The following is a 24,682-nucleotide window of genomic DNA, read 5'->3' as shown; positions in this document are numbered from 1 at the left end:
CGCCTACGCTTTTCCTTTTTTCTGAAGGTAAGAAGCTACGTCTTGAACTGTTTTGAGCTTCTCAGCATCTTCATCTGGGATTTCGAGATCAAACTCTTCTTCCATCGCCATAACAAGCTCAACGATATCAAGGCTGTCCGCACCCAAATCGTCGATGAAAGAAGCTTCTGCTTTAACTTTCTCAGGGTCTACGCCAAGTTGTTCAACGATGATATCTTTAACCTTTGGGTGAATTTCCATTATGTCCTCCTGGTAAAATTCAACTTTTTTAAAATTAACTCATGAACAAGCCACCGTTCACATTCACGGTATGGCCTGTAATATATTTTGATTCTTCACTTAATAAAAACTTAACTGCATTTGCCACATCAACGCCTTCGCCGATGGAGCTCATAGGGATTTTATCCATGATTTTTGTCTTCGCATCTTCAGACAACACATGGGTCATTTCCGTAGCGATAAAACCTGGTGCTACGCAGTTTACACGAACATTTCTTGAAGCAAGTTCTAAAGCTACAGACTTGCTGAAAGCTTCAGTGCCAGCTTTAGAGGCCGCATAGTTTGCTTGACCTGCATTGCCGGTTTGGCCAATCACGCTCGTGATATTTACAATCGAGCCTTTGCGGGCCTTCATCATGATTTTGCTCAGAGCTTTCGTCATAAGGAAAGTGCCGCGAAGGTTGGTATTCATCACAGCATCGAAGTCTTCCGTCTTCATGCGAAGGAGAAGTTGATCTTTGGTAATACCGGCGTTGTTCACAAGACCGTCGATTTCAGACCACTTTGCAGTGATTTGTTCCATGGCTTGGTTGACGCTCTCTTCGTTTGCGACGTCGAGTTTTAAATAGAAATGACCTTCGCCAGGAAGAGTTTTAGCCACTTCAGCCGCCGCTTCTTCGCGCGAAGAGTATGTGAAGCAGACTTGAGCGCCTGATTCAGCAAGGAGCTTTACAATGGACGCGCCGATACCGCGGCTGCCACCTGTGACGATGATTTTTTTTCCTTGCAGAGCTTTCATAAAATTCCCTAACAGTAACTAAACTAAAATACTAAAAACTTGAGCTTTTCTTGTGTTATTTGCAACACACTTTGACCGAAAGAATTCCCTACATCAAGGACTTTTAATGACTCGAAGCTTTCAGAAATTCCTCAATCAATTTAAGATCTTCTAAGGAGTTCGTATTAAACACGGTGAAGGCTTCGCTGTCGATTTTCTTAAGAAGACCCGCAACAACCTTGCCAGCGCCGCACTCAACACATTTAGTGAGGTTTTGTGCCTTTAAAAGCTCCATGCTTTCAGTCCAACGAACCGGTGCAGAAACCTGGCGAATTAAGTTTTCTCGAAGTGTCTCAGGAGTGCTTTCAAAGTTAGCAGTAAAGTTTTGAACGATCTTGAAAGAAGGCGCTCTAAACTCCATGGCGGTGAGCACTTCACGCATCTTTTTCTCGGCTGGAAGCATCATTTCACAGTGGAATGGAGCTGAAACATTCAAAGGAATGAGCTTTGCGCGCTTTGGTGGCTCCGGGAAAATTTCTGGTTTGAAATTCGCCTTTAACCATTCAATCGCTTTCATTGAGCCGCTCAATACGATTTGGCCTGGGCTATTGAAGTTGGCAGGTGACAACGGTCCGTGACCTGAATTTTTCACCACAAACTCACAAAGGAATTTCGCCTGATCTGGTTCTAAACCCAGAGTCGCGATCATTCCGCCTTGGCCTACAGGAACTGCGGATTGCATCGCTTGACCGCGAGTGCGAACTGCTTTCATTGCCGGCATGAAATCAATCACGTTTGCGGCAACAAGAGCGGCATATTCGCCGATGGAGTGGCCAGCGCCAGCTGCAACTTTGATATGATATTCTGATTTCAAAACTCTTTGAGTTGCCGTCGAAGTGACTAACAACGCAGGTTGTGTGTTTTCAGTCAGTGCGAGATCCGCTTCAGAACCATCGAAGCAGAGCTTTTTCATGTCTTGCGACAGGGCTTCGCTGGCTTCTTCGAAAGTTTCTTTAGCGACTTTGAAGTTATCGAATAAAAAACGGCCCATTCCAGGCTGTTGACTGCCTTGACCAGGAAATAAAAGAGTCATCATAAAATTAGTACCTCATTAAAAGGCTGCCGCTCGTGAGACCAGCTCCGAAAGCGGTGAGGAGAATTGTTTGTCCTCGTTTAACACGGCCGTCTTCTTTTGCCATTTGGAAGGCCAAAGGAATAGATGCTGCTGATGTATTCCCAGTTTCGTGAACGCTCACGACCACTTTTTCTTTCGGGAACTCATAGTAATCAGCAATTGCTTCAATGATACGGTTGTTGGCTTGATGTGGAATTAGCCAATCGACTTGATCTGCCGTCATATGATTTGCATCCAAAGCTTCTTGGCAGCAGTGGCTCATCGTACGAACAGCATTTTTGAAAATCTCGCGGCCCTTCATTTTCACGTACTGGCCTTTGTTCTCGAGAACTTCAGCAGAGAACGGAATTTTTGAACCACCAGCAGGCAAAACGAAGAGATCACCCAAGCCGCCATCAGCGTGCAAGTGAGAACTCATGATCACGTTTCTGTCTTCAGTGGATGTGCGAGATAGAACCCACGCACCGGCACCATCACCAAAGAGGATGCAAGTTTCGCGGTCTTGATAGTTTACAAAGCGATGAAGGACTTCGGCACCTACAACAAGCACATGCTTGTAAACGCCGGTACGGATGAACTGATCGGCTACGGACAAACCATAGACGAAACCAGAACAGGCAGCAGAAAGATCGAAGGCCATGATATTGCGAGCGCCGAGTTTGTGCTGAAGTACGCAGGCCGTGCTCGGCATGACCTGGTCACCAGAAACAGTACAAACAATGATAGCGTCGAGATCTTGCGCGGTGAGACCCGCGTCTTTGAGAGCTTGTTCAGAAGCGATCAAGCTTAAGTCCGAGCAGGACTGATAATCTTCAGGACGATCAGAAGCCATGTGGCGGCGTTTGATCCCGGTACGTTCAACGATCCATTGATCGTTGGTTTCCACCATTTTTTCCAAGTCGGCATTCGTAAGAATGCCGGGTGGCAAATAGGAACCTGTTCCAGCTACGCGAGATCTGTAAATACCAGCCATGGATTAATCCTCGTCCTAAGAATTAAGCTTTAGCTGCGCTGATTTGCTTACCTTTGTAGTAGTAAGCACCGTCAGAAGCTTTGTGAGCACGGTGAGGACGTACAAGTTCTCCCGTTTTCTTTTCAATAGCTACTGCAGGAGCAGAGATACCATCATGAGAGCGGCGTTGATCGCGACGAGCGCGGGAAGTTTTCTTTTTAGGAGTTGGCATTGTCTACCTCTTTAAAGTGTTACAAAGGTTGGTAATTTAACCAAAAGTCGATAAAAATCAACCTTAATTCAACTTAATATTTTTAAGGGCTGCAAACGGGGATTCCGGCTTTTCGGCAGGCATTTCCTCGTCATAACCAAAGCTACGGCCTTTTACGTGGATTCCGCAGACTGTGCAATCGCCCTTTTCATCCTCAGGTCCTGCTGGATTAAAAGGCGCGGCAATTGCCACAGCTTCGTGCACATATTCGCCCATATCGAAGACCATACCGTCGTATTCCGCCGTTGCAGGGCCATTTTCGATGGCTTCAGAAATATGGTTCACTTTAGCATATTTACCCGTGCGGTCGTCGGATTGTCGCGGAATAAGGATGGCGCTCAGACTTGGTGTGACCTTCAGGCAGAAATCAAGGCCGCAGCGAGAGCATTCTTCAGGAAGCTCTGTTTTAACGGTCCCAGTGAGTTCAAAGTCTTTAGAGTTTAGTGGGCGTATAAAAAATTCAGTGTGATAAGCACGGTCACCGATGAGGTCTTTTAAAACCGAGTTCAACTCGCCCGTTTGTGGAGTGCATACGAATTGTTTTCCCTCTTCAGGGATTTCAGTCAGATTGATTTTCATAAGAACCTCCGTGAGGTCGAAAGGGACCCAACTTAGCCGGGTGGCGTTAAAAAGGCAAGTGCCGAATGAGGCCCGCTGTCTCATTTTGAGAGGCCGCATTGTTGGCTAAACTCCAGAGTGTAAAGCCCTTTTCGTCAGGCGCTTGTGGAGCGGGCCTTAAGAAGGCTTATATTCGAGATAAAGGGCCCATTCTTTGAAATAGCTTTAAGCTATGAAAACAAGCCTATTTCTATTGAGTACTTTGTTTGTCAGTGCCACCTCCTGGGCCGGGCTCCGCTGCGAGAACGCTTTTACCTCGGTTCCTCTGCGTGACAGTGCTGTTGAAATCGAGATCAGTGGTGCGATTGCGGATCGCATGTTCACAACCTCTGACGGAACAATAGGCCCGGTTATCAGTCCTCTGGGTGAGGCAGCCGTGCCTCCGGCGCTTTTAAAGCAAATCAAAGAGTCGTTTCCAGGGGAAGCGGTCGAGAGTCTTTCTTGGGATCTACTCACGCAAAAAGAAAAAGAGAGTCTGATTCTTTATTCGACAAAGCAGCGCAAGCAAAACTTCTTTCAAGATCGCAACGTACAAGGTTTGATTTATCGCGATCAGATTGAGTTGGTTTTCAAGGAACCGTCTGAATTTATGGGCCGCTCTTACCCTGCGGGAAAACATGTTTTTAAATCTCAGGATCTTTTTGCTAACACGAAAATTGAATTTTCGGGACCAAAAGGCATGGTTGATAATCTTGGCTTTGAAATTCACGTCCGACGCCCAGATGGCGCCGATAAGAACCTTGTGACCTCGACGCGCTTACAGAAGTCTCTTGTTGGTTATGCTTCTAGTGTGCATCAGCATGTGGTTGCGCCCATTCCTTTAGAGGCATTGGCTGAAAATCCTGAAATGATGGCGTTTAAATTGATGGATTTGTATCGCCGCGTGAGCTTGCATGCGCAACTCTTGCGTGTGACTCGTGGTCACTCGGTTGAGGAACTCACTGCAACCAGTGGTGACTATAGTTATATTAATATGCCGCTGCTTGAGAAAGCCGATCTGGTTCGTCTAGATAATTATTTTTTAAATTTGGGCCGCTATTTAAAAGCTGAAAAGCAAAAGGCCGTCGATCAAAAGATCCGCGAAGAAGGAACTTTGAAAGAGCGCTTGAAGCTCTGGGCAAGAAACTTCTTTAAAGGTAAAGACAAGATGCTTAAATTTTTAAAGAATCCTCTCGAAGATAAAATCGCTGAAAAATCAGGACTCGTCGGAATGCGTGCCGGTAAAGTCTATGATGGTGAGACTTTACTTTGGGGCATGGAACTTCGTGATTTAGCTCCATCGCATAATCAAAAGCATTTAGGTGATTTCTTACGGTCCGTACAAACGCGTATGTTGATCGGCGATTATGGCTTAAAAGACAGCACCGTGAAGTCAGTTCTTTCTGACAATTCTGGAACAAAGCTCGTTGATCGCATTTACTATGAACCCATTGCGGATTTAAAAAAAGATCCTACCGGTGGAAAGCTTGAGGGCTCGAAAAATGAAGCTCTTGGTTTACTGTTACATAATTGGGATAAGGATCCACTCTTTATTGAACGTCCTGAGTTTTTGCCGAAACTTGAAGAGGCACGCAAGATTGCACTCGAATCGATAAAGCGTGGCGAAGCGCCGACCGAAGCCTTGCAAAGATTTGCCACTCGCTCGGGCTTGCACTATCTGCTCTGGGAAAGCCTGCGAATCGATTAATATTACTGAGCTAAGAATAATTTTTCGGCATTTCTTCTTGTGGTGTAATTTACCAAGAAGATGCATCTGTCTTTGTCTTTTTGAAAGACTCATTTGTAAATAAGGAGTTGATGGATCAACCCCAGAACAACTTATGAAATGAGGTCTATATGTCTCACAGTTTTAAACTGAAATTCGGTCTATTCGTATCGATGGCGATGCTGGCTGCGTGTGCGTCAAAGCCACCCAATGTCCAGGCGATTCCAGACACGGCGGACTCAACGGCTGAGATCAATGCTACTCAGAAAATGCTCGATGACGCTAAAGCAGATAACTTAGATATTATTTCACCTAAAAACTTTGAGCGCGCCTCTAAAAAGTTGGGCGAAGCTCGTGAATACATGGTTCGCGGCAAATCTAAAGAGAAAATTCTAGAAGATGTTGCGGAATCCCGTGCATGGATTGAAGAAGCTAAAACTCGCGGCAACATCAGTCGTGCGGCGGCTAAAGATCTTTCGGACGCGCGTTCTGGGGCTATCCGTGCAAACGCTCCAACTTTTTTTCCAAAAGACTTCGCAAAGATTGACGAAGAAACTAAGGATCTCGCGGCTGATGCTGAAAAAGGCAATCTCGCGAAGCTTTCTAAACGCGGTGATGAGATCACAAATAAATACCGCAGCCTTGAAAGAGAATCTGTTGAAAAGACTTATTTGAGCGAAGCGCAGATTAACTTGCAAGCGGCAAAGAAAGACAACGCTGAGAAATTTTCGCCTAAAACTTATGGCGTTGTTCAATCCAAAGTTCAGTACGTGGAGGCTTTGATTAAAGAAAATCCACGCAATACTCAAGCAATCGCAACGGCGGCGGCGGATGCTACGGACCACTCTAAGTTCTTACTTGCTGTGAATCAGAAAACCAAAGCCGGAAATACGGAAGACTTGGTTTTGCAATCTGAAAAACAAAGACGTCTCATCGGTGGCATGGCTGTCGGTATGGCGGCAACGGAAGTAGAGCTTGCGCAGAAAAATGCGGCCTTGAAAACAGCGGAGGAGCTTCGTAAGTCACTGAAGCCAAGCGAAGCGGAGGTTTTTGTTGAGAACAATTCCGTAAAAGTGCGCCTGAAAGGGGTCCAATTTGGCTCTAACTCAGCGACGATCAACAAAAAAAGTGCTTCCTTGTTAGAGAAGGTCGACCATGCTTTGGGCGTTGTTGGCGCTAATGCGATTACTGTGGAAGGTTATACGGACTCTGTCGGCTCTCCAGAGGCGAATCGTGAGATCTCAGAGAAGCGCGCAGAAGCTGTTCAAAACTACATGGTGAATAAGGGAAACCTCTCTTCGAATCAAATTAAAGCCGTTGGCAGAGGCGAGGATAATCCGATCTCTGACAATACGACTGCACATGGACGCGCTCAGAATCGCCGTATTGACTTGGTGATCGAGCCTAAGGTGAACGTCGAATAAGTCATTTTTTAGAATTAAATCGCAGGAATGCCCGGTGCAGAGCCGGGCTTTTTTATTATTAAATCAATTCAGTATCATTCCTAGACATCCTCTTCTTTTGATGGGTGGGAAAAGTTCGACACGGTGGAGGTCAAAAAAAGGCGCTTCGTTTTTAAGTCGAAAAGAGCCCCGTAGTCTTTCTGTTGCCTCTAGAGCCCGCCAGAGTCCGTGAGTGTGGAAGTGCTTTTAATTTTAGACACCCCCGCCGATCTTTTTGACGTCGCCGGTTCCAATTATTCGCAGATTTGCTCGAAATGGGAGCGGGAAGCAAATGCTTTTGATTTGGAGTATGGCACTGGGGATGCACTACGTAATGAGCACAGGCCTTCTACGGGACGTGGAGGAAAGGCTCAATAAAATTCCAGGGGAGGAAACCTATATGCAAAAGACAATGTACTGCTTTCTTTCGGTCCTAGTAATACTCGCAGCAAATTCGGCTCAAGCGGCCTGCACGACAACGGGGGATGCAAATAATCAGCGGATCATTTGTACGAACTACCAACATTCAGTCAATGGTGTGCCACAAAACGATTCAGCACCGCCAGTGGATTTGAGTCAGCTGGATTCACAACTGAGATCTTCGTTTCCGCCATCATTCTCTCAGCCAATGCCGAGCTTTTCAGGATTGGATTTGAGCTCTATCTTTGGCAAGTAATTTATGAAAGAGTTTTTAACCGCCACGCTCGTCGTGGTTTCTTTAATGTTTTGCTATACGCTTCGGAAGCCCAAAATTCCGAAGGCGATGGTGGATATCTCAGAGAGCGCGGCAGAGCCGGCGGTTAAAAATAGTTCTTTGACTATCAAACGAAATACACCTCAAGATTCTTCTAAGATAGCCACAAATAAAAATACATCTCTGAAAGATCTCGAAACTTTCTCCAAGAAAACTGTTCCTGAATCTTCAGTAAGCTTTTCTTCTTTATCACCTTCGGTGAAGGCGCCTGCGTCGGTATTGGCGCAGTTACCTGCAGTAAAGGCTGATGAAAAGACAAAGCCAAAACCTTATGTCGCTGAAGATGAAAAACTTCTGAAACAGCTTATTGTAAAGGCCCAGCAAACGGGCTCTTCAAAAGTTGCCTATGTTGGCGAGCTGCCGGAACTCTATGCCTTTGATCCGCGCTTTTTCGTGAAGACGGTGAATGCTCAAGGTCAGCCGGCATTAGAACTTCGTCCAGTTGAATCTATGGAACAAAACAAGCTCGTACAACGAGAAGCCTATGCCGTGCCTTCCGTGGGTGCGGTTGATTACAATAATCTCGGTCATGCGATTATGAAGGCCACCGACGATGGGGCCATGCTGGTGAATTTAACTTCGGCCGGTATAGATCGTTCTCGCCTGGATGATTCGATTCGCTATGCCCGCAATCGGGGAGTGGTCGTTGTGACCGTCCGCCCGCCGGCACCGCCTAAGTAATCTCTTTATGAAAACGTTTTAAATTTAAATGCTCTGGAATTTCGCGGCCGAAAAGATTGCCGGCCAGAACTTTCGCAGCATGGAAACTAAGACCCATGCCATGTCCAGAACAACCTGCCATCAAACTCACGCCTGGGTTTTCAGGCAAAGTTCCGATAATCATTTGCTCATCCGGAGTAAAGCCCATGATGCCAGACCATTGATAAGCAACCTTTGCGGATTTACCGTGCTTAAAGGTCTCTCTGACAAATTTAATAAGAGCCTCTTGAATCACTTCGGTTGTTTGGTCTAAGAGATTGTTCTCAGTCTCTATCGATAGATTTCTAAATCCGCCAATCAGCAGGTGACCGCTCGGAAGCTGGCGAAAGTAACATAAGTATTTCGTCAGATAACAAGGGCCTTTTACAAATTGTGGGAGTGGCTCTGTCACTAAGATCTGGCCGCGATTAGGAGTGATCAGGTTTTTGAAGTTCTTTAAAACCATCGGCAAATACGCATTTAGAGTCAGTAAAACCTTCGGAGATTCAAAAACACCGCGATCGGTTTTGAGTCGCTGGACCTTGCCGTGGTTTTCTATCGCAAAAACTTCGGTAGCCTCATAGATGTCTACTTTGAGTTTTGCTTTTAAACGCTCTAAAAGCTTCACAGGATGCACGAAACCGTCGCCCTTATACTCAATGCCGCCTAGGAAGCCGACAACGCCGTAATCGCTTTCCATGTAGTTAGAATCGACTTCTTGAATAGCAAGACCATGGGCCTTCATGATTGCCGCGGTGTCGCGGTACTTTTGCCACATCTCTTCATTGGGCGCTACGGTACAAGACCCAGTCTGGCGATAGTCCACGAGATCCGCTTGGTCTTCGATCACGTGCTGTTTTAAAAGCTCGCGGTTTTGTTCAGAGAACTTCCAGATCTCGGTGGCTTTGGCTGTGCCGAACTGCTGGTTGAGCTTCATAAAGTGGGCCGTCGAACCGCAAGTCACAAACCCTGCGTTTCTACCAGAGGCGCCAAAACCAATACGGTCCTTTTCTATGATCGCGATTTTTGCGTTGGGATCTTCTTTTTGCAGCCAATAAGCAGTTGAAAGTCCGGCAATACCGCCGCCGACAATAATGAAGTCGTAGGTTTTTGTCTGAGAGTTCGTTGATTGGTCGAGCCAGAAAGAAATGCTCATGGGTTCCTTTCGGAGAGATATAAAATCATCTCTTCCGCAGTACAACGGCAGGGTTTGCCGTCGCGGACGCATTCGTAATCGACATCAATCCAGTATTCAGGATGAGTCGCAATAGATTGAAAGCCTTGTTTGGTCAAATAGCGGATCGAAGAATTATTCGGCGACTCTTTCCAGGCATGAGTCACAATCGCTCCGGCACCGAGCTTTTTAAAAGCGGCGATAGCTGCCGCAGAAAGCTTCGGGCCCCAGCCCTGACCTTGAACACTGTCAGCTAAGAACAAACTTTGAAAGTAGGCGGCTTTGTTCTGCGGCACCTGCCAGAGATCACTGCGAAGTTTTTTACCCTTACCTTTGGTCCAAAGACCTGGCGGGTAGGCGAGGCGCAGACCAAAAATTTTCTCACCGTCTGCTAGAACAAAAGAGCACATCACTCCGTTTGAAGAAGATTTTTTAAAATTCTCTTCGAGCTCCGCGACCGAGAAATAATTCTTACCGATGGCTTCATCAGTGAAAACTTTCACCGCGGGGATGTCTTTTAATTCCAGTTCACGAATTTGCACTAGAGCACCTGATACATATCCTGAGCTTTAAGGTCTTTCTTGATGATTTTAAGTTCTTTCAACTGTGAGATCAAACTTTGCCAGCGCTCAGAGGACATGAAACCAAGACCTTTTTGTTTGGTTTCAGTCGTTTCAATCAGATCTTTTTGAGCAGCGGCGCTCTTTGTAAAGGTCTCTGCATCCATCGCTTTATTGATTCCCGCCATGAGCTTGTTTGTGGGCTCTGGATTTTTCAAATACTCTTGCCAGCCTGCGCGAACAGCTTCAACCACTGCTTTGGCTGTCTTGGAATCTTTTTTCAATGCTTCTGTGTTGATAGCAACCACCGTCGTATACGGATTAAAACCTTCCTCAGAAACTAAGAAGGTCTTTACTTTGAGTCCAGCTTTTTCAGCAACAAGTGGTTCCGAAGTAAAGAAACACTGTTGAGAGTATTGCGGGTCTTTTGTGAAATTCGTAATTCCGCCCAAATAGGGAACGATCTTCGCCTTTGGCTTTGGGTATTTCTTCATCAAAAACTGCGCATAAGAAAGACCTGCTTGAATTGCTAGAACGCCTTCAGAATTAAAAACTTCCTGCAAAGACTTAAAGTGTCTCTCTTCATGGGTCATAATCGCCTGGGGATTTGTTTGATAAGTGGCAAAAAGTCCTGTGATGCTGGATCCACGGTCTTGCGCCACGATGATTTCCTCTGCGCTGACGATCGCAAAGTCGACTTTGTTGGCACCAAGCATTTGCACTGTCGGCGTGCCGGAGCCACCTTCTAGGATTTCGACATCAAGGCCGCGCTTTTTAAATTCTCCATTCAGCTGAGCCGCATAGAAGCCACCGAACTGAGGTTCTGCTTTCCAATTCAAAGCGAGTTTGATTTTCGTCGCTGGTGCAGCAAATGAAACGGAATTTGTAAATGCGATACCAAGCAATAAACTGAGTAACATAACTTTCATAAGCTAATCCTTTAGGTTCAATCCGTAAGGGCGGATTTTTTGAAGAGTTCGGTGAAGTATTTTAAGTAAAAAGATGCAAGCTAGACCCATGATAGAAAGCAACGCCAGAGCCGCAAACACGATATCAATTCTTTGCTGAGTGCGTGCGGAATCAATCATAGCGCCAAGACCGCCGCCAGCTACAAATTCGCCGGCAATCGCGCCAATGATCGCAAGACCAATCGAAACCTTGAGGCCTGCATAAATAGAACTATAGGCCGTTGGGAATTTTAACTTCCACAGGCTCTGAGTCTGGGTGGCGCCATAGAGTTTAAATAATTCAAGCTCTGCTTTAGAAACGCTTTCAAGGCCCAAGAGAGTATTTGCAATGATCGGAAAAATAGAAACGATAAAGGCCGCCGCAATTACGGTTGGCATGCCGAAGCCAAAGTAAATAACCAAGAGCGGAGCGATTGCGATGATCGGGACTGTCTGAAAGAAAACTGCAAACGGCAAAATAGACTTTCGTAGAAACGCTGAAAGAGAAAATAAAACGGCAAGTCCGGTGCCGAAGAAAATACTGAGTAGCAATCCGGTCATTGAACCACGCAAGGTCTCAATGAATGCCGTCGTAAAGTCTGATTTATTTTCCCAGAAAGTTTCAACGACCGTGCTAGGTGCCGGGAACAAGAAAGCTGGAATCCAGTCAAGGCGCACAGCGATTTCAAACACAGCAATCGCTACGATAAAACTTACGATGGCAGGCCAATTCAGACGCTTCATCGGAAGGCCTCCTGCATTTTGTGACTAATCTTTGTGACCATCCCCTGGTATTCGTTGGAGCTGCGCAGGTCTTCGGTCCGCTGGGAAGAGTATTGAATCTTTTCATTTAAAATGAACTCGCCGCCTTTGGTGTTCATCATGAGTACGCGGTCTGCAAGAAAGGCCGCTTCATAAGTCGAGTGCGTCACAAACACCACGCTGAGTTTTTCTTTTTCGCAAAGATCACGCAATTGTTTTTGCATCGAAAAGCGCGTGACCTCATCTAATGCAGAAAACGGTTCATCCATAAACAGGACTCGCGGTGAAGAGCTGAGGGCGCGAGCAATAGACACGCGCATTTTCATCCCGCCAGAAAGCTCATGGGGGAAATGGTTTTCAAAATTATTCAGCTGAACTTTTTCAAGAGCCTCGCGGGATTTTTTATTTTGAATATCTTCGGGCTGTTTTTGCAGCTCTAACGGCAAACGAGTGTTTTCTAAAACGTTTCGCCAAGCAAGCAATTGGGCCTCTTGAAAGACGAAGGCAAAGTTATGATCCGAGTTTTTCCAAGTTAGTTGTCCACTACTCGATGTTTCAAGTCCCGCCATGATCCGCAGCAAAGTAGATTTGCCACAACCCGAGGGGCCAAGCACACAAAGAAACTCACCTTCACCGAGCTCTAAGCTGACGGATTTTAAAATCTCGCGATCGGCGAATTTCTTTTGGATATTTTGCAGTTCCAACATCGCCGACATCGCACTTAGATCCAGTCGTAGTTAAAGCTGATGCTGATACGCTCAGTGGATGATTGGTTCTGCGGCACTTCATGGCGCATCCAGCTTTCAAACAGCACCACATGGCCCGCCTGAGGTTTTAACTCCACGAAGCGCTGGTTGCGCTCTTGGGCATTTTCAGCACGCGGAGGGGAGGCCATAAAGCCCACCATGCGCGGGTCTTCAAATTTGATCGCGCTGCAGTTTTTCGGAGTTTGCACGTAATAGGTCCCGCTGATCACAGAAAGAGGGTGGATATGCATGGTATGGAAGGTCCCTTCCGGCATGATATTGATCCAGCAGCTTGTCATTTGGATCTGCTTTGGATCGACGTCCATCTCGAGGTGCTTAATATACTTGCGGACATGCTTATCGATGGCCTTTTTAAGGTCCTCAAAGGTTGTAGACACCTGGTGAAGATGAGCAATCGACCCATAAGAGGTATAGCCGCCCCGGTAGTTCTTTGCCGACCACTCAATTCCGGCCTCATCAATCTCGCTAAATTTGAGGCTTTCCTGTAGGAGGTCTTTATTCAGGCGTTTGGCGCCGTCAGTGGTTAGTGGGGCATAGTATATGTCGGTCGGGAATAGGCTTTTAATCATCTCAATGTGAGACAATATTCCACCAAAACCACCGAGGCAAGCACGAGCTCGCATCGGCTGCATTTTAGAGAGCCCCTTCCTGTTAGAAACCGAACAGTTGTACCCCCAAATTGGCAGTTTCCCGGGGTGATACATTGGCACGTTTTCCAAATCCATCGTAGCGCATCTGGGTTGGCACCGTGCTTGCTTTAGTACTAGGTATAAGCCGAATTATTAAAACTTGGAGGACCTTATGAAAACAACTCTTCTCTCTCTCGTAGTGGCAATGATGATCCCTGCAATCTCTTCTGCTAAAGTTGAAGATTTCAACGCGATGATCAATGAGAATCAAAATGCCCAAATGCAATTGCGTAACGAACTCAAAGAACAAATGAACGAGACTCGCCAAGCGCAAATGCCTAAAAAAGAAATGGTTGAAGTCGCTGGCGCTTTCGACTCGAGTGTGAATACACCGACTAAAAAAGCTTTCACAACTTACGACAAAGAAATGGTTCACTACCGTCCATCAGAAGATAAGCAAATGAACCGTTTGGCTAACGAAATTAAAGCTGCTGACAAATCATTCTAAGATTTGATCCGGCTTAGATAAAAATTCAAATGACCCCCTAAACGCCTGAGTATCCCCCCCCCCAACTCGGGCGTTTCCCTTTTTAAAGCCAAGCTAAACGTACGCAAAAAATACTATTCCATTCAGGCATAATAAGCTTTTCCTTACGCAATTGATAACCCTTGGGGACTCCCGTAGAACCCTTGCCATTCCCAAGGAGTTTCAGATGAAGTCAGTATTGGTGGTTTTCGGTCTTTTAACGATGGCAATGGTTGCAAACGCTGAGGCAAATCCATTGCCGAAACTATCCAGCCTGCCTGTGGAGCTTTGCCAACTCGAAGCTGAAGAAGGCTCTAAAGTGGACTATGAAGAAGTAGAGTCTTTAGATATCAGAGAGGTCAAGTCTTTGACTGATTTCCAGTTAAACCTCGTGAATCAGCACCTGCTTGAGCGCGAATACACATCTCAAGCTTTGAGTTTTGCTGAAATCAAAGCTCTCTTCGGCAAGGGTGGTCAAGAAGAGTACAACGACCTCGCTATTATCACGATGAAGTTTAACAAAACCAGCAAGCTCTATATCGAAGTGAAATCTTACCCAGGTGATAACCCTTATGGACTTATCTTCGAAGCGCAAACAGGCAAATTAGTCGGAATGAACGGTGATGACAGTATCTACTTGTTCACACAAAGCGGCGACCAAGTTTCTTGCTACGATCTTTCTAAGTAATTATTGAACGCGGTTCAAACGAACCTGGCCGGTCATTTGGTAAGTCCCTAGTTTGACTTTTCCATAGTAGTTGCCGAGCCAGGTATTCTTATTTTCAAACGGATAAATCTGAATATACCCATCGTCGCCATAGACGTTGACGAGGAGTCCTCGGCTCCCGGGGATTTTCATAAAATCCTTGCCCGGCGTATTGCCTTTAGTGCGGCTGAAAACCTTCCCGGTGGACTTATTCGTGAGCGTGATCAGCATCGGGCCTGTCATCGAGGTCGGCGAGCGCAAATGAACCTCCCAATCTATCAGCCAGTCGGATTTGTTCTCTTTATGGTTGATGAAATTGATTTCGCCGGCAAATTTTCCCTCAATGGCTAGGGCATCCTGAGTGGTCATTGGTTGGGCAGATTGAATGGCGCTAAAGAAATCCGGAATGATCATTTTCTTGAGATCTCTGAGGGCGTCTTCTGCATTGTTTTCATTCACAAGGCGCAGCTCCTCACGCAGCCACGTCAGATTCGACTTCGGTGTTGGGGATGGCGCTTCTGGAGCCGCGCGCGCTTGCGGCGGGGGCGTCGGACATCGCACTACGGGAGCGGGCGGGCAGGAGGTTCCCAACTCCCCGGCCCCCACCGGTTTGTAACTTAATCGGATCCCCAGGTCGGCTAAAAAGATCGTGACGACTTTGCCGAGGATTTCGTCGGCCTTTTGATAGCGTTCTTCGAGGGTTTTTAGCTTCTGATATTCTTCAAAATCACTGCGCGTGAGGGCGATCAGGTCTTCTTTGGCTTTTTCTTCGCCTTTTCCGATATCGATTTCCGCCAGGCCTGCTTTGTGGCCAAAATTGTAAGATCCCCAGGCAACAACCGCTAAAACTAAAATCCCGGCGACGATCTTCTTCATCAGAGAATCAGCTTTCTGAGTTCTTGCTGAGAATAGACGTAATCAGCATAGATCATCGTGTTAGTGATATTTCTGTGTCCCAAGGCGACCTGGACTAAGCGCAGATCTTTGGTTTTCTGATAGAGCTCGATCGCAAAAGTATGCCTCAATGAGTGAAACTTCTTCGGAACAGGTCTGTAAAGCTCCCAGATTTGATACAGGCGGTGATAACTGATGCCGAAGACATGTCGGCCGTCCTGGGCGCTTGCGAATCTGTGCAGTCTTTTAAAAAAGTCGGAATGAAGCGGAATTTCCCGGTCATTGGAGTTCTTCAAGCCTCGGATAAAAACACTTTCATCGTAGGTATTCAGATCCGCCATTGAAAGATTCAAAAGCTCCTGGGCGCGGGCCCCGGTCCGAAGTCCGAGATCGATGAGTAGGCAGTTGCGGGGGTCTTTATCTTGAAAATCCGTGATGATCTTTTTGAGCCTTTCGACTTCAGGCGGCAAAAGATACTTGTTTTTATTGAGTGAGTATCGAACCGCTGAACTAGCCAAAATGAAACCTCAAAATATCGATGAAAAACCCAGGATGCTTGTCGTTGAAAATTGTCGTTATTTGATGATTAAAAAGCCCCAGACCTTTGTAAAGAAAAGCCTAGAAATGCCGATACGAATAACGCATTGCATTTATCACGCGAGTGGATGTGATTTTTATGAATGCGTTGAGTCATTTTGTAAATGCACTGCATAAAGTTGAAATTCTGAATATTTCAAACATAAAAATACTCGTTATTTCAGATACTTAGTACTAAAGAAAATAACTAAAAGCTTGAGGCAAAATCGAAAAAGCCCTTATCTAACCCCTCAATTTAAAATCTTTCATAGAAATCAAGTATTTAGCTTGACCCCTCAATGGCCTTATTTCATCATTAATTGTATTTCACAACGTCTTTATGTGTAAATCACAATACTTAAATTGCAAAACACAACAAGACTGTAAGTAAATGCAAAGCGTCAATTTGGAGGATGCGATGGAAATAGAAACCGAAAGAAATCCCACTCGCGAGGCAAATAAATCGGGTTTTTTGGATGGTTTTGAAGGGTTAGACCAGGGGGTCCGATCTAAAACCTCATCTCGGATGTTTTATGAGGCCCAAGTATCGGTGATTCAAAAGCAGCTTGGAAATCTCGAGAAAATTCGCACGGATTTAGGCCTTTCTCAGCGAAAAATCTGCCAACTTTTGATGGTTGATCCATCGGCTTGGACGCGTTGGAATCGCGACGGGGAAGAAGCTCCCCCGCATATTTGGCGGGCTTTGCAGTGGTATATGACTTTGCAGGAAAAAATCCCGGGCTTAACTCCGCAATATTTCATCGGTAAAGACCCACAGATTTTGCACGAAAAAGCTCTCTTAAAGATCAACGAAGAAATAGGTCATCGCGAGGCTCTGGAAGTGGAAATTCGCGCTTTAAAAGTCAATTTCGAAGCAGAAACCCACAGGCTGACTAAAAACCTCCGATTTTACCGTGTTTTTAGCTATCTTTTAGGGGTTTCGGTTTTGGTTCTGGGGATTATTTTATTTTCCCAACTATTGCGCACTGTTTGAAATGCACTTCAGAGGCCGAAGGCCGGCGTGATCGCGAGCATAAGTCGAGTTGAGATCTCGTGCTCCTGACATTTCAAGCAGAGGATCTTCGGGGTGATCGATGCTTTCAAAGGTGTAATATTTTGTTGGCGAAAGCAACTCACTCTTTCTAGTTTTCCAAAAGCTGCCATTAGGAACACATGAAGAGTTGATGGTCACATCAAACCAACCAATACCCCAGGCATCGTGAATATCTCCAGTAAGAGCGCAGCGTCCTGTTCCATTCATAATTCCATACACAGGGGCTGAGAGATCTTCAAAGTCTAAGTACAAGGGAGTTAAGTCCAATTCAGTGAGTTTTTCGCCTGAAGCGCAGTAAGTTTGCGCCAAAGATTCAAGTTTCGTTTTGTCAAAATTGGCGGGCTGACTATTGTTAAAAGTCTTAGAGCACGCAGTTAGAATAATGAGACAGAAAACCCAAGAGTATTTCATATACGGTTATTCTAAAAAAACTCACTCTTTCAAGCCAAGTCTATTCAGAAAGTTATGATCTTCGTCTTGTTTACTATGTGTTGCTTTTTAATTCACAGAGCGCGGCTTCGAGTTTGTCGGAGCGCATTTCATCACGCGCATTCCGTAGTGATCGCGGGCGTAAACGGTATTGAGAGTGCGTGATCCCCACATATCGATCGTCGGAAGTCCTGATGGATCCGCGCTATCCAATTTATAGTAGCGAGTATCGTTGGCGTTGTAACCGTCAGTGATTTTCCAGAAACTGCTGTTCGGAAGGCATGTCGCATGAATTTGCAGTCCAAACCAGCCATCGCCCCAGTTATCATTCACATCTTTTGAAAGAGCGCACGCGCCAGTGCCGTTAATAAACGCAAGAATAGTTCCCGGAGAATTTAGCAATTCAAATTGCAATGGAACCGGATCGAGATTGAGCTCGACCAATTTTTCTCCTACAGCGCAAAAAGATTTCGAAATTTCACTGAGTTTATTGCCGTCAAGAGCGGGGATGCCGACATCCTCGTTTCCTTTTGAACAAGCGCCAAGGAGGCCGATCAAGATAGTGAAAAAGAAGAGGTGTTTCATGCCTTAAAAGCATATGAAAAATCGCGTTCAATGACTATTGTGTTTTGCGGATTTAAGATCAAGGGCCAGATCCCTGTTCCCATTCGGAACCACTCATTCATGAACCAGTGCCAAAAAGCTCCAAGAATGTAACTAACCGAAATGCACTAAATATCCGTCCTCCCACAAGTATCCTGTCAAGGAGGACAGATGTTTTTTAGCCTTTCGCAAATTTTAAAATTAAGTTTCGGAATTTTGATCCTATGTAACGTGGTCGCATGTGCAGGGCCTGCAGAAGAGTCCACTGACACGACAACAGCGGGTGTCGAAGACCAGAAAGTATGGGATAAGCTGATCTATGGCGATGATGATCGCAAAGACCTCTATGAAGTGACTTCTTCTCTCCATCGAAATCTTGCCGACTCTACCGTAGCGCTGATTGAGAGTTCAAGTCTGAAAGCACAAGGTGTGTCCAGCTTTAGTCTGCCGAGCGATGGTTTCGGTAAGCAAAACATGCTCTGCACCAGTGAGCCTTATTATGATCAGCCCGCCGGGGCCTTTTGCTCGGGCTCGCTTGTTGGTTCAAATCTCATTCTCACTGCGGGTCACTGTGTGAAAGATGCGTCTGATTGTGCCAATGTCCGTTTTGTCTTTGGTTATTCCGTCAAACAGGCGGGGAAGTATCCGGCCAGTGTCGCGACGTCGGAAGTTTACTCTTGTAAACGCATTATTTCGCGTAAGCAAGAGGCCGCAGGGTCCGACTACGCCTTGATTGAAATCGATCGTCCTGTGGCCAATCACGACGTTTTAAAGCTGCAACGTTCACGTGTCGCCGCAGCTGGGGATGCTGTGACCGTGATCGGTCATCCGTCGGGTTTACCGACGAAGGTTGCTTCCGGCGGTAAGGTTCGTAAGATCAGCTCGACATTTTTAACGACAAATCTTGATACCTACGGTGGCAACTCGGGATCCGCCGTGTTTAACTCCGAAACAGGCGAAATTGTGGGGATTCTTGTTCGTGGCGATACGGACTTTGTGGCTAAAGGCTCGTGCTATGTTTCCAACCGCTGTCCTGCAGATGGTTGTCGCGGCGAAGATGTAACCCGCATTGATCAGGTTAGTAGCCTCATTCCGGAAAGCGGCAACCCGCAGCCAGGCCCAACACCGAGTCCTTCACCCCAACCTCCTGCAGAGAGTGTTTTTGTGAGTGCCTCTGGCAGTCTTGCAATTCCGGATAAGAACTCTACTGGTATTGTGTCTAGCATTCCTGTGCCGGAAGCTGTTGCAGGAAGAAAAGTTCTTGTTGGAGTCGATATTGAGCATTCTTACTCTGGCGACCTCGTACTGACATTGATTGCGCCGGATGGAAAGAGCTATGTGCTTCGTAAAAACAAAGGCGGGCGCGCCCGCGATATCAAAGGTGTTTTTGGTGAGAGTCTTGTTTCCGAGACGAGCTTGAGTCCGTTAGAGCAAGCGCTTGCTGGCACTTGGAAATTGAAAATCGTTGATAGCCTTGCTCAAGATACAGGCTCGTTAAAACAGTGGAAGATTATCTTGAAGTAAGTTATTTCTAAAGGATGCAGAAAATCATCCTGACCTTTGTACTGATTGCATTTGTAAATAGCAGCTTCGCTCAAGAGAGTACGGATTCCCCCGAGTCTGCAGAAACTTTGAGTGAGGCTGTTCCTGCGAAAGAAGATTACTCCAAGAAACTGATCCTGCTGCCGATTGCTTACTACACTCCGGAAACCAAATTTGCCGGTGGCCTGCTTGCAATTAAGAATCTCTGGAAAGAAAAAGAGGGTCATACGTCGAGCATCATGGCGACGGCCTCGGTCACGTTTAACAATCAAGCGATGGTGAGCCTGGCTCCCCGTCTCTATTTAGCGGGCGGGGAGTGGGAGCTCGGGGGCGTTTTGTTCTATAGCTACTTCCCGAATAAATACTATGGTCGTGGCGTTGAAAACTCCTTAAGCTCGCCAGAGAAATACACCGAGAATAGTTTTATCATGGCCGTAACGGGTGGCAAAAATATCTATGACAGACTTTTTATCCGTGGAGGCGTCGCTCAGGACCTTCGAAAAGTCATCGACTATGAAGTCGGTGGCGAAATGGAAAAAGAAATTCAAAACATCGCTCAAAGTATTCAAGTGCTTTCTTTGAATGTGGGACTTGAATGGGATGAACGGGACTACCCGCAAGCACCTCGCCAAGGGTCGTGGTATAAAATCAATCAGAGCTTCTATGATCCAAAGGATCGCGAAGGGAACAAAGATCTTCAGCGTTTTCGTAAAATCGAATTTGATCTCCGGCAGTATGTGACGATCGCGCCTCGTTGGATTGGCGCGGCTCAATTAGTGGCTTCTGAAGTTCAGGGCGATCAAGTGCCGTTTCAATATTTGAATTCCATTGGTGGTGGCTCACGGATGCGCGGTTTTTACGCTGGTCAGTATCGGGATAAAGCCCTTGGAATGTTTCAGACCGAACTCCGATTTGAAAAGAACATCAAGTGGACTCCTGCCATTTTTGCCGGCGTGGCGCGCATGGCTACAAAGATCAGCGACCTCAACTCTGCGGACAGTTTTTACTCTGGTGGAGCGGGGATTCAGTACACTTTGGACCCGGAGAATAGAACAAAACTACGTCTGGATTTCGGGGTTACAAACAAAGAAAGTGGTGCTTACTTTTTGATCGGCGAAGCGTTCTAAAATGACAGGAACTATCGCGGAGCATAACTACTAGTCTTTTTACTCAAAAGTCCCCATCATCTCTTCGTTACAAAATTAAGATATGTCTCAGACAAAGGAGATTCTTTTGGGAACATTCGAGTTGATTTCTAAGCACGGCGACCATGAGCAAGTAGTATTCTGTAACGACCCAAGTGTTGGTTTGAAAGCGATCATCGCAATCCACAATACGGCTTTGGGTCCGGCTCTTGGTGGTACCAGAATGTGGAACTATAAGAATGAAGAAGAAGCTCTTGTTGACGTTCTTCGTCTTTCTAAAGGGATGACCTATAAAGCAGCTGCTGCAGGGCTCAACTTGGGCGGTGGTAAAGCTGTGATCATCGGGGATTCAAAATCGGCTAAATCTGAAGGCCTTTTCCGCGCTTTCGGTCAATTTGTGAACTCTTTGAACGGTCGCTACATCACAGCTGAAGACGTTGGTACGAATGTCACTGATATGGAGCACATCTTCATGGAGACTCCTTGGGTGACGGGGATTCCAAAAGGCTTCGGCGGTTCAGGTGATCCATCTCCTTACACGGCGCACGGCGTTTTGATGGGGATTAAAGCTGCTGCGAAAGAAAAATTCGGAGTTGATTCATTGAAAGGTTTGAAAGTCGCTGTTCAAGGCTTGGGCAACGTAGGTTCTAACCTTGTGAAGTACTTGATTGAAGAAGGCGCGAAAGTTGTTGTTGCTGATATCGATCAAGGCCGCGTTAAAAACATGCACGACCAATTTGGTTGTGAAGTTTCCAACCCAGACGGCATTTTGTCTGTAGAGTGTGACATCTTCGCTCCATGCGCATTAGGTGCGGTTGTGAATGACAACACCATCACAAAATTGAAAACAAAAGTGATCGCAGGTGGCGCAAATAACGTGCTTGCTGAAGCTCGTCATGGCGATCAATTGCGTGAATTGGGTATCTTGTACACTCCAGACTACGTGATCAATGCCGGTGGCTTGATGAACGTTTTCGTTGAGCTTGAAGGTTACTCTCCAGATCGCGCATTTGATAAAACTCGTAAGGTTTATGACAACTGTATGAAAGTGTTTGAAATCGCAAAACGCGACAATATCGGCACTCACGTAGCTGCTGACCGTCTTGCGGAAGAACGCATCAAAACAATCGGTCGCCTCAAGCAACGTCACCCTGGTAAATCCAGCCGTGCGTTCTCGACTCTGCGCGAAGTTAACAACCGTTAAGAGTAAGAGTTTAGGTTTGAATTCGAAGCCTCTGCGAAAGCAGGGGCTTTTTTTTGCCGTGGGCGGGGATTTGGGTGGTGGCTCTGCAGTTCTTCCTGCCTCCTGCAGTCAGGGACTCTGTCCCCGAACCCCTGAAAGCTCGGCCATCGTGGCCGACCTTCCGACATAACTTGGGAAATAAAATTCGGCGCTAGAGTACTTGTTTTCACTGTACGTTGGACAGACGGCCACGATGGCCGGTTGTAGCTGGAGCTCGAGGACAGAGTCCTCGATTCTCATGGATGGACACACTCCGGCGGAGCCACCAAGAGCCCACAAAATCATCACACTAACGCACTTCATCCGAGGCCACTTCCCCTTTCCGTCACCACGAAAAGGCGTCTTGACTTTAACCCCTCAGCATCATTCAATAATCACCATTGTTTATCTATGATTCTAACTATTTAAAGAGGATACCGGTTTGAGCACAAAGCTTTCTAAAGACGAAGTAAGAAACCCAGATCAAGTTCTTAAAACCCTGAATCAGGGCTTCCAGTGGTCTCAAAGCCACTCTCGCGCTGTGATTGTTGGATTGATCGCGTTTATCGTTATTGGTGTGGGCTGGTCTTTGATGAGCAACATGTCAGAACGTAAAGAGTCGCAAGCTCAAGAAGCTTACTTTGGTTTTGAAAAAAGCTACCTCGATAAAAAACGTGGTTTTGATGAAGCTGAAAGATCAGCTCTTCGTCCGCCAATGGGTAAAGAAAAAGAAACACCAAAAGTGAAAGCTTCTGGAGATCTTGAAAAAGATTACGGTCCTGAAGTGGCTGGCTTTAAATCTGTGATTGAAAAGCATCCGGATTCAAAAGCAGCACAAATGGCGGCTTTGAACTTGAGCGAAATCTATGTGAACTACAAAAAATTCGACGATGCGGCTCAGTCTCTTGAAAAAGTGGCGGCAAAAAGCTCTGGTAAAGACTTGATCTCTGCGATCGTACTCACTCAATACGGCAATATTCTTTCTGATAAAGACGATTGCAAAGGTGCGGTTGAACAATGGGGCAAAGTTTTGGGTCAATCTCAGGCCGTGTTCATGCACGACACTCTTCGTTTAAAATCTGCGTTTTGCTATGAGAAAATGAATGATCTTGCGAAAGCGGAAGAGCTTTACAAGAAAGTCAGCCAAAACTCTCAGGATACTAAAAATCCAGAAGCAGGCGAGACAGGTCTTGGCAAAGATGCTGAGAAATATCTTCGTTTGCTGAAACTTAAAAAGAACGCCGGCTAATCTCGGTCGTTTTAAACAAAGGACTGTACTTTGAAAATCAGCGCTTTTTTCTCTGTAGTTGCAATGTTGGTTTTACTCTCAGGCTGTTCCAGCTTTGAGTCTCTTATGAGCCGTACGGCAGAAAAAAGAGTGTTTGCAGTTCGCGATGTATGGGTCCGCCAAGCTCCCGAAAAGGACAATCTCGCTTTTCGCAAAATCAACCGCATGACGCCGGTGATTTTGGGAAATATTCTGATTCAAGGTAATGCGATTGACGGAATGACGGCATACGACCGTGATTCCGGCCGCCAACTGTGGCGCCTTCCGATCCTGAACGGGGTCGAGGCGGGCGCGGCTCTAGTGAATGATCGCCTGTTCTTTGGTGCGAGCGATGGCTTATTCTATTCCGTGAATGCTAAAACCGGCAAAATTCTTTGGACGTTTCCGACTCATTCTGAAAACATCGCCGAGCCTTTGTTAGATACAGCCACCGGTGTGGTTTATTTCTTAAGCGGCGCCAACGTGGTGTATGCTTTGGATGCAGAATCCGGCCGCCAAGTTTGGTTGTATTCACGTCAGGACAATTCAAACTTTTCAATTCGTGGCGGTTCGAAGCCGGCGTTGAAAGATGGCAATCTGTTTGTGGGCTTCAGTGACGGAACTCTGGTGAGTTTAAATGCTAAAACCGGCAATTTGCAGTGGGAATTGCCACTGAATAAAAATAAAAAATTCCGCGATATCGATGCTTCGCCGATTATTGATGGCGATCAGATCTATATTTCAGGTTATGACGACAAACTCTATTGCGTGAATGCGCAAAAAGGGGACGTCCAGTGGAAAATCGATGGGGGAGGGTACTACCCTGTTACGATTGCCGGCGATAAGATCTATTACTCCACAACCTCTGGTGAGGTTTGGGCGCTCCAAAAAGGTAATGGGCAAAAGGCTTGGACTTACTCTGTGAAAGAAGGCATTCCAACTCAAGTGAAAGTCTATAAAGGCCTCGCCGTTTTCGGTGAATCTCAAGGGCGTTTGCGATTCTTGGATGCAAATACCGGAAAAGTCGTTTCATCTTTTGACCCAGGCCGCGGAATTATGTCGACTCCATCAATTGATGACAAAGCCAACCACATTTATTTCATCTCAGGCGAAGCCAATGTCTATGCAATGGAAGCCAAGTGGACTTATCCGCAATGGATTCCATACCTTCAATAGAGTGTGCTTTCCAGAATTAAGGAGGACTTCATGGCTAAATGGATTTATGCAGGTGTTTTGAGCGCGGTGCTTTTGGGTTGCGCAACAGGTAAGTGCGTGAATGCACACAATTCTGCAAATGCGACACCTG

At 46.2% G+C, this 24,682-nt stretch carries 28 protein-coding genes; 12 read left to right on the top strand and 16 right to left on the bottom strand.

Annotated features, from left to right (window positions below; translation table 11 throughout):
• Positions 1–3: 3 nt before the first annotated feature.
• From acpP to JSU04_16615, 6 genes are all read right to left on the bottom strand, one after another.
• On the bottom strand, positions 4–240 hold the full coding sequence (acpP, locus tag JSU04_16640; protein MBS1971940.1) for an acyl carrier protein: 237 nt from the start codon (positions 238–240) through the stop codon (positions 4–6).
• A 34-nt stretch (positions 241–274) separates the two neighbouring features.
• Positions 275–1,018 carry a 3-oxoacyl-[acyl-carrier-protein] reductase gene (fabG, locus tag JSU04_16635; GenBank protein MBS1971939.1) on the bottom strand — a complete coding sequence of 248 codons (744 nt, stop codon included), beginning with the start codon at positions 1,016–1,018 and terminating at the stop codon, positions 275–277.
• 103 nt (positions 1,019–1,121) lie between these two features.
• A complete protein-coding gene (gene fabD / locus JSU04_16630) occupies positions 1,122–2,093 on the bottom strand; it encodes an ACP S-malonyltransferase (protein MBS1971938.1) in 972 nt (323 codons plus the stop codon).
• A gap of 4 nt (positions 2,094–2,097) precedes the next feature.
• The gene (locus tag JSU04_16625) at positions 2,098–3,105 is read right to left on the bottom strand and encodes a ketoacyl-ACP synthase III (GenBank protein ID MBS1971937.1); all 1,008 of its coding nucleotides are present in this window, start codon (positions 3,103–3,105) and stop codon (positions 2,098–2,100) included.
• Positions 3,106–3,127: 22 nt separating this feature from the next.
• Positions 3,128–3,316: a 50S ribosomal protein L32 gene (gene rpmF / locus JSU04_16620; GenBank protein MBS1971936.1), complete on the bottom strand. Its 189-nt coding sequence runs from the start codon at positions 3,314–3,316 to the stop codon at positions 3,128–3,130.
• 63 nt (positions 3,317–3,379) lie between these two features.
• Positions 3,380–3,934 carry a DUF177 domain-containing protein gene (locus JSU04_16615; protein ID MBS1971935.1) on the bottom strand — a complete coding sequence of 185 codons (555 nt, stop codon included), beginning with the start codon at positions 3,932–3,934 and terminating at the stop codon, positions 3,380–3,382.
• Positions 3,935–4,145: 211 nt separating this feature from the next.
• Here JSU04_16615 and JSU04_16610 point away from each other — a divergent pair, with 211 nt between their 5' ends.
• From JSU04_16610 to JSU04_16595, 4 genes are all read left to right on the top strand, one after another.
• Positions 4,146–5,660 (top strand): hypothetical protein, encoded by a 1,515-nt coding sequence (locus tag JSU04_16610; GenBank protein ID MBS1971934.1) that lies wholly within the window; start codon positions 4,146–4,148, stop codon positions 5,658–5,660.
• A gap of 149 nt (positions 5,661–5,809) precedes the next feature.
• Positions 5,810–7,102: a DUF4398 and OmpA-like domain-containing protein gene (locus JSU04_16605; protein ID MBS1971933.1), complete on the top strand. Its 1,293-nt coding sequence runs from the start codon at positions 5,810–5,812 to the stop codon at positions 7,100–7,102.
• Positions 7,103–7,520: 418 nt separating this feature from the next.
• A complete protein-coding gene (locus JSU04_16600) occupies positions 7,521–7,796 on the top strand; it encodes a hypothetical protein (protein MBS1971932.1) in 276 nt (91 codons plus the stop codon).
• 3 nt (positions 7,797–7,799) lie between these two features.
• A complete protein-coding gene (locus JSU04_16595) occupies positions 7,800–8,555 on the top strand; it encodes a hypothetical protein (GenBank protein MBS1971931.1) in 756 nt (251 codons plus the stop codon).
• Here JSU04_16595 and JSU04_16590 read toward each other — a convergent pair.
• Genes JSU04_16590 through JSU04_16565 form a run of 6 tightly spaced genes read right to left on the bottom strand, consistent with a single transcriptional unit; the run spans position 8,548 to position 13,352 of the window.
• Positions 8,548–9,729: an FAD-binding oxidoreductase gene (locus tag JSU04_16590; protein ID MBS1971930.1), complete on the bottom strand. Its 1,182-nt coding sequence runs from the start codon at positions 9,727–9,729 to the stop codon at positions 8,548–8,550. The two genes, JSU04_16595 and JSU04_16590, sit on opposite strands and share 8 nt — an antisense overlap.
• Positions 9,726–10,289, bottom strand: coding sequence for a GNAT family N-acetyltransferase (locus JSU04_16585; GenBank protein MBS1971929.1), 564 nt, complete (start codon positions 10,287–10,289; stop codon positions 9,726–9,728). The genes JSU04_16590 and JSU04_16585 overlap by 4 nt, the downstream gene beginning before the upstream one ends.
• The gene (locus JSU04_16580) at positions 10,289–11,236 is read right to left on the bottom strand and encodes an ABC transporter substrate-binding protein (protein ID MBS1971928.1); all 948 of its coding nucleotides are present in this window, start codon (positions 11,234–11,236) and stop codon (positions 10,289–10,291) included. Before JSU04_16580 ends, JSU04_16585 begins: the two co-directional genes overlap by 1 nt.
• Positions 11,237–11,239: 3 nt before the next feature.
• Complete coding sequence (locus JSU04_16575) at positions 11,240–11,998, bottom strand: ABC transporter permease (protein ID MBS1971927.1); 759 nt, start codon at positions 11,996–11,998, stop codon at positions 11,240–11,242.
• Positions 11,995–12,732 carry an ABC transporter ATP-binding protein gene (locus tag JSU04_16570; protein ID MBS1971926.1) on the bottom strand — a complete coding sequence of 246 codons (738 nt, stop codon included), beginning with the start codon at positions 12,730–12,732 and terminating at the stop codon, positions 11,995–11,997. Before JSU04_16570 ends, JSU04_16575 begins: the two co-directional genes overlap by 4 nt.
• A 5-nt stretch (positions 12,733–12,737) precedes the next feature.
• Positions 12,738–13,352, bottom strand: coding sequence for a hypothetical protein (locus JSU04_16565; protein ID MBS1971925.1), 615 nt, complete (start codon positions 13,350–13,352; stop codon positions 12,738–12,740).
• Positions 13,353–13,584: 232 nt separating this feature from the next.
• Between JSU04_16565 and JSU04_16560 the strand changes: the two genes are divergently transcribed.
• Together JSU04_16560 and JSU04_16555 are read left to right on the top strand one after the other, a co-directional pair.
• The gene (locus JSU04_16560) at positions 13,585–13,920 is read left to right on the top strand and encodes a hypothetical protein (protein MBS1971924.1); all 336 of its coding nucleotides are present in this window, start codon (positions 13,585–13,587) and stop codon (positions 13,918–13,920) included.
• Positions 13,921–14,125: 205 nt separating this feature from the next.
• Positions 14,126–14,626: a hypothetical protein gene (locus JSU04_16555; protein MBS1971923.1), complete on the top strand. Its 501-nt coding sequence runs from the start codon at positions 14,126–14,128 to the stop codon at positions 14,624–14,626.
• Here JSU04_16555 and JSU04_16550 read toward each other — a convergent pair whose 3' ends face one another.
• On the bottom strand, positions 14,627–15,520 hold the full coding sequence (locus tag JSU04_16550) for a hypothetical protein (GenBank protein MBS1971922.1): 894 nt from the start codon (positions 15,518–15,520) through the stop codon (positions 14,627–14,629). It lies immediately after the preceding gene.
• Positions 15,520–16,056: a site-specific integrase gene (locus JSU04_16545; protein MBS1971921.1), complete on the bottom strand. Its 537-nt coding sequence runs from the start codon at positions 16,054–16,056 to the stop codon at positions 15,520–15,522. The genes JSU04_16550 and JSU04_16545 overlap by 1 nt, the downstream gene beginning before the upstream one ends.
• Positions 16,057–16,532: 476 nt before the next feature.
• Here JSU04_16545 and JSU04_16540 point away from each other — a divergent pair, with 476 nt between their 5' ends.
• Entirely contained in the window at positions 16,533–17,108 is a 576-nt protein-coding gene (locus tag JSU04_16540) for a hypothetical protein (GenBank protein MBS1971920.1), read from the top strand.
• Here JSU04_16540 and JSU04_16535 read toward each other — a convergent pair.
• A complete protein-coding gene (locus JSU04_16535) occupies positions 17,091–17,579 on the bottom strand; it encodes a hypothetical protein (protein ID MBS1971919.1) in 489 nt (162 codons plus the stop codon). The genes JSU04_16540 and JSU04_16535 overlap by 18 nt on opposite strands.
• Positions 17,580–17,666: 87 nt before the next feature.
• The gene (locus JSU04_16530; protein MBS1971918.1) at positions 17,667–18,182 is read right to left on the bottom strand and encodes a hypothetical protein; all 516 of its coding nucleotides are present in this window, start codon (positions 18,180–18,182) and stop codon (positions 17,667–17,669) included.
• A 189-nt stretch (positions 18,183–18,371) separates the two neighbouring features.
• On the opposite strand from JSU04_16530, the gene JSU04_16525 reads away from it, so the two are divergent.
• The 5 genes from JSU04_16525 to JSU04_16505 all read left to right on the top strand — a co-directional run bounded on the left by JSU04_16525 (position 18,372) and on the right by JSU04_16505 (position 24,552).
• Positions 18,372–19,724 carry a trypsin-like peptidase domain-containing protein gene (locus JSU04_16525; protein ID MBS1971917.1) on the top strand — a complete coding sequence of 451 codons (1,353 nt, stop codon included), beginning with the start codon at positions 18,372–18,374 and terminating at the stop codon, positions 19,722–19,724.
• A gap of 14 nt (positions 19,725–19,738) precedes the next feature.
• Entirely contained in the window at positions 19,739–20,869 is a 1,131-nt protein-coding gene (locus JSU04_16520) for a BamA/TamA family outer membrane protein (GenBank protein MBS1971916.1), read from the top strand.
• A 100-nt stretch (positions 20,870–20,969) separates the two neighbouring features.
• The gene (locus tag JSU04_16515) at positions 20,970–22,091 is read left to right on the top strand and encodes a Glu/Leu/Phe/Val dehydrogenase (protein MBS1971915.1); all 1,122 of its coding nucleotides are present in this window, start codon (positions 20,970–20,972) and stop codon (positions 22,089–22,091) included.
• 460 nt (positions 22,092–22,551) lie between these two features.
• Entirely contained in the window at positions 22,552–23,358 is an 807-nt protein-coding gene (locus tag JSU04_16510; protein ID MBS1971914.1) for a tetratricopeptide repeat protein, read from the top strand.
• A gap of 63 nt (positions 23,359–23,421) precedes the next feature.
• Positions 23,422–24,552: a PQQ-binding-like beta-propeller repeat protein gene (locus JSU04_16505; GenBank protein MBS1971913.1), complete on the top strand. Its 1,131-nt coding sequence runs from the start codon at positions 23,422–23,424 to the stop codon at positions 24,550–24,552.
• The last annotated feature ends 130 nt before the right edge of the window (positions 24,553–24,682 follow it).

It is taken from the genome of Bdellovibrionales bacterium, from assembly GCA_018266295.1.
Classification (GTDB): domain Bacteria; phylum Bdellovibrionota; class Bdellovibrionia; order Bdellovibrionales; family Bdellovibrionaceae; genus JACMRP01.
Note: the sequence above shows the minus strand (reverse complement) of the source record. Positions and strands in the feature narration are given on the sequence as shown.

Coding starts and splice junctions, on each gene's coding strand:
- acpP (MBS1971940.1), bottom strand. CDS start 240: ATGGAAATTCACCCAAAGGTTAAAGATATCATCGTTGAACAACTTGGC.
- fabG (MBS1971939.1), bottom strand. CDS start 1,018: ATGAAAGCTCTGCAAGGAAAAAAAATCATCGTCACAGGTGGCAGCCGC.
- fabD (MBS1971938.1), bottom strand. CDS start 2,093: ATGATGACTCTTTTATTTCCTGGTCAAGGCAGTCAACAGCCTGGAATG.
- JSU04_16625 (MBS1971937.1), bottom strand. CDS start 3,105: ATGGCTGGTATTTACAGATCTCGCGTAGCTGGAACAGGTTCCTATTTG.
- rpmF (MBS1971936.1), bottom strand. CDS start 3,316: ATGCCAACTCCTAAAAAGAAAACTTCCCGCGCTCGTCGCGATCAACGC.
- JSU04_16615 (MBS1971935.1), bottom strand. CDS start 3,934: ATGAAAATCAATCTGACTGAAATCCCTGAAGAGGGAAAACAATTCGTA.
- JSU04_16610 (MBS1971934.1), top strand. CDS start 4,146: ATGAAAACAAGCCTATTTCTATTGAGTACTTTGTTTGTCAGTGCCACC.
- JSU04_16605 (MBS1971933.1), top strand. CDS start 5,810: ATGTCTCACAGTTTTAAACTGAAATTCGGTCTATTCGTATCGATGGCG.
- JSU04_16600 (MBS1971932.1), top strand. CDS start 7,521: ATGCAAAAGACAATGTACTGCTTTCTTTCGGTCCTAGTAATACTCGCA.
- JSU04_16595 (MBS1971931.1), top strand. CDS start 7,800: ATGAAAGAGTTTTTAACCGCCACGCTCGTCGTGGTTTCTTTAATGTTT.
- JSU04_16590 (MBS1971930.1), bottom strand. CDS start 9,729: ATGAGCATTTCTTTCTGGCTCGACCAATCAACGAACTCTCAGACAAAA.
- JSU04_16580 (MBS1971928.1), bottom strand. CDS start 11,236: ATGAAAGTTATGTTACTCAGTTTATTGCTTGGTATCGCATTTACAAAT.
- JSU04_16575 (MBS1971927.1), bottom strand. CDS start 11,998: ATGAAGCGTCTGAATTGGCCTGCCATCGTAAGTTTTATCGTAGCGATT.
- JSU04_16570 (MBS1971926.1), bottom strand. CDS start 12,732: ATGTCGGCGATGTTGGAACTGCAAAATATCCAAAAGAAATTCGCCGAT.
- JSU04_16565 (MBS1971925.1), bottom strand. CDS start 13,352: ATGATTAAAAGCCTATTCCCGACCGACATATACTATGCCCCACTAACC.
- JSU04_16560 (MBS1971924.1), top strand. CDS start 13,585: ATGAAAACAACTCTTCTCTCTCTCGTAGTGGCAATGATGATCCCTGCA.
- JSU04_16555 (MBS1971923.1), top strand. CDS start 14,126: ATGAAGTCAGTATTGGTGGTTTTCGGTCTTTTAACGATGGCAATGGTT.
- JSU04_16550 (MBS1971922.1), bottom strand. CDS start 15,520: ATGAAGAAGATCGTCGCCGGGATTTTAGTTTTAGCGGTTGTTGCCTGG.
- JSU04_16540 (MBS1971920.1), top strand. CDS start 16,533: ATGGAAATAGAAACCGAAAGAAATCCCACTCGCGAGGCAAATAAATCG.
- JSU04_16535 (MBS1971919.1), bottom strand. CDS start 17,579: ATGAAATACTCTTGGGTTTTCTGTCTCATTATTCTAACTGCGTGCTCT.
- JSU04_16530 (MBS1971918.1), bottom strand. CDS start 18,182: ATGAAACACCTCTTCTTTTTCACTATCTTGATCGGCCTCCTTGGCGCT.
- JSU04_16525 (MBS1971917.1), top strand. CDS start 18,372: ATGTTTTTTAGCCTTTCGCAAATTTTAAAATTAAGTTTCGGAATTTTG.
- JSU04_16520 (MBS1971916.1), top strand. CDS start 19,739: ATGCAGAAAATCATCCTGACCTTTGTACTGATTGCATTTGTAAATAGC.
- JSU04_16505 (MBS1971913.1), top strand. CDS start 23,422: ATGTTGGTTTTACTCTCAGGCTGTTCCAGCTTTGAGTCTCTTATGAGC.